The organism is Protofrankia sp. Cr1, from assembly GCF_963555865.1.
Taxonomy (GTDB): Bacteria; Actinomycetota; Actinomycetes; order Frankiales; family Frankiaceae; genus Protofrankia.
Map to the genome: position 1 here is coordinate 1 of NZ_CAUVXO010000006.1, position 3,613 is coordinate 3,613.

Annotated in this window: 2 protein-coding genes and 1 pseudogene; all 3 read right to left on the minus strand. The window is 64.6% G+C overall.

Annotated features, from left to right (window positions below; translation table 11 throughout):
• Nucleotides 1-101: 101 nt before the first annotated feature.
• On the minus strand, nucleotides 102-485 hold the full coding sequence (locus tag U9980_RS01520; RefSeq protein ID WP_322766358.1) for a hypothetical protein: 384 nt from the start codon (nucleotides 483-485) through the stop codon (nucleotides 102-104).
• On the minus strand, nucleotides 485-3,130 hold the full coding sequence (locus U9980_RS01525; protein WP_322766359.1) for an RHS repeat-associated core domain-containing protein: 2,646 nt from the start codon (nucleotides 3,128-3,130) through the stop codon (nucleotides 485-487). The genes U9980_RS01520 and U9980_RS01525 overlap by 1 nt, the downstream gene beginning before the upstream one ends.
• 64 nt (nucleotides 3,131-3,194) lie before the next feature.
• Nucleotides 3,195-3,488, minus strand: a pseudogene (locus U9980_RS01530) (DNRLRE domain-containing protein); the annotation flags it as partial.
• Nucleotides 3,489-3,613: the final 125 nt, after the last annotated feature.

Below are 3,613 nucleotides of genomic sequence, written 5' to 3' on the forward strand. Positions count from 1 at the left end.
GGGGAAGAGCCTGTAGCCACGGCCCGATCCCGCTCGAACCCCCACCGCTAATCATCGCCAGCGGCGCCGAAGGCCAGAGTACCTACGCCGCCCGGAGCGGTTCACTTCCCCTTAAGATCTTTTTCCCAACTTTCTAACTCACCGCGGTATCGCCTCCGAGATATCCATTCCTGAGAGCCGACTTTCACAACCAGTCGAACATATCGAAAGAATATTCCACGGCACAATGAGACACTTGCCTGGCGCGTCGCGAGTTGACGGATAAGTTGTACAATAATTGCACGAGAAACCGGCTCAAAAACGTAGAAACCAATATTGATCCGGGCAGACTCTCCGCTTTCCGAAGGCGAGATGATTATATCTAGCCCATCGTCCAAATCGATCCAGATATCGATAAGGCGCGGATCAAACTGCACTGGATGCGTGGAGATGCTTCGTGCAACATCACCGAAACCCTCTCTCAGCTCACGCTCAATGCTATCCATTACCTACCGCCGCGGACCATGAAGAAGGTCGATATGCCACCCGTGAAACTTCGCTCGAAATACTGTTCTTGCCCCCTAATTCCGTACGGCTTCAAGCTTTTACCACTCCAACCTAGCCCATACTTCCTACCCCCGTTTAGCCATCCCGACTTACGCGCACCCGAATAAACATCACCAAATAGTCTACTCTTTGCGCCAACACCTCGTGAGCGAAACACTGCTGCTCCAAGCCAGCTGGGCGCGAGTGCAGGGGTAGTGCCTACTACCGAGCCTGTCCGACCTACGATCCCACCCGACAAGCCGCCGACTGCCGCTGAGAGAGCAAACCCCGACCAGCTCCAGTCGCTGGTTCCCGCGTTCTCCGCCGCATAGGCTGCGGCGCCGGCCGCTATACCCACCGCGACACCACATACAACCGACACCCCGCACGCAACAGCACCGATCACACCGGCCGCGATAACTGTAAACGTGAGCACCGACCGCCAGTGGAAGCCCCACCGGCCGTCGAGGTCGGTACAGTTGATCGGATCACCGGAGCAGTAATCGTAGGGGTTGGCGTTCCCGCCGGGGAGCGGGTCAACCTGGAGGAACCGGCCGGTCAGCGGGTTGTACAACCGGACACCCATGAGGACCAGGCCGCCGAGGGTGTCGGCGGAACGCTCCTTACCCCCAAGCCAGTCGTACCGGGGAAACGCGGTCGAGGCGAAGACCGGAACACCGAACTCGGTGCTGTCCGCGAAACTGGCGATCGAACTCACCGTGGTCGTGTCATCGGCGGTCGCCACCACATCGCCGTGCAGGTTGACCAGCTGAATCGTCACCGCACCGGTGTTGGACTGGATCGCGGCCAGATCCCCGCCGATCCCCGGAATGTTCCGGGTCCAGGTGCCGTCGGACACCCCGATCCACACCGGACTGTCCCCACCATCGGCGTAATGATTCGTCGACGTCGTCGAGGCTTGCGTCCACGACCGGATCCGCCGCGCCGTGTCCAACGCATAGCTGCGGCTGGTCGACCCCTGGGTCTGGGAGGCGACCATGTCGTTGACGTAATAGCCGACGCTCGCCGCCGCCCCACCGGCGACCGTCAGCCCGGTGGTCCGCCCGAACAGGTCATAGGCGTAGCCGGTGTTGGTGAGCCGGTCGGCCTGATCGTAGCCGGAGTTCAACGTGAAGTCGACGGTCGTCGTCGACGAGCAGTTCCCACTCGTCGGGTTCCCCCCGGCGTCGGGATGGTTAACCAGACTCGTCCGGTTGGACTCGATGTCGTAGCCGTACTGCCGAGTGGAACAGATCACCGGGCCGCCGTAGGCCCGGGTATCGGCCACCTGGGTCAGCCGGCCGGCCGGATCATAGGTAAGGCCGGTGCTGTTCGCCGGGCCGGCGTCCGCCCGTACCTGATCGAACACCGACCGCTTCTGGTTGAACGCCAACCACGTGGTGCCCAACTTGGCATAGGTCAACGCCGTCGGGTTGCCGCCGTTGTCATAGCGGGTGGTGGCCACCACCCCGTTCGGATACGTCTGACTGGTCAGTTTGCCGTCCGCGTCATAGGAGCCGGCGAACGTCGACGGCGCAGACCCGGCACCCACGTTCAGCGCGGTCACCAACCCCCGATGCTCACTGGCCGAGTCGTAGGTGTAGGTCGCCGTACCCTTCCCGTCCGCGCGGGAGGTGACCTGCCCATCGATGTCATAACCGACCGTTGACGTGTTGCCGTCCGCGTCGGTCTGCGACGTCACCCGGCCCAGACTGTCGTAGCTCATGCTCAGCGTCGTGCTGCCGTCCCCGGTACTGATCGGCAAACCCGTCGTCGTGCTGTACGCGAAGGTGACCGTCGGTAGGGTGGCACCGCCGTCCGCCGCCGGGGACGCGACGATCGCCGCGGAGGTCTTCCGCCCGACCGCGTCATAGACGGTCGTGGCCGTGCGGGTCGTCGAGTTGACCGTCTCGACCGCGGTCAGCACCTGGCCGAGGTCGTTGTAGGTGTACTTCACCGTCGGCAGCGGATTGCCCGACGACGGCTGCGCCGCCGGCCCACTGGTACACGGCAACCCCGTCCACGCCGCGTTCACACAGCCACCGCTGCCAGTCGCCGTGTAGTAGGCGGTCACCGTGGTGAACGCATCCGTACCGGTGCTGTTCGCCTTCGGCATCCGCGACTCCACGACCTGCCCGGCCGTGTTGTAGTAGCTGGTCCGCGCGACCGTCGGGTTCCCCGACCCCATCTGCACCGTGACCGTGGTGGGTCTGCGCTGGATCCACCCGGAGGTGTTCGGGTCCGCGCCGGCCTTGGCCTCATAGCCGTTGACCGTGATCCGGCTGTCCCGATCCGTGCCCGTGCTGATCCCACCGACCCGGGCACTGGCCGTGACCGTGGTCGCCAACCGGAACGGCGTCGGCGCCGACGGCGCGCCCTGGTCATAGTCGGTGTGCACATGCGCCCGCGCCGAGGCGGTGGAGCCGTCGTCGAGGAGCACCTGATGCGTCGGCCCGTAGGTGTCGACGACCTCGACGCCGTCCGCGGCGTACACACTCTGGTTGTCGAGCTGCTGGGCGCGGGCCGCCGACGCGGTCAACGCCGTCACCGTCGGATCGGTGTCCGCCGTCGGGGCCAGCGCCTGCGCCCGGTTCCCCGCACCCAACGTCGGACTCGTTGCCCGCCCGCAGCGTCAGCGCCTCCGGCGACGCATAGCCGTTGGACGACCAGGCCTGCGCCAACCCGGTGATATCCAGATTCCGCCCGCCGTCACCCCCACACGACCCACCCGAGTTGAAACTGGTATTCGACCAGTTGATCCCGTCCGCGGTCGGCTGGGAATTCCACGTCGTGCCCGCACCCATCCCCGACGCGCCCTGCACCACCATCGGCTGCGCCGTACACGTCGCCGACCCCACCTGCCACAGGTTCAACGACGCCGACTGCACATGCTTGTTCTTGATCACCGAATCGTCGAACCGCAGGAACGACCGGGTCGTGGTCACCCCCAGATAGTTCCCCACCGCCAGCTACGCACTGGTGTCGTAGTTCATCGTCGGATGCGCCGAGTCCACATAGTCATCGAGGTTGTCCGGCAGCGTCGCGGCCGGGTCGATCGTGACCGGGTACTGCCGGTCGGGTGCGTCCA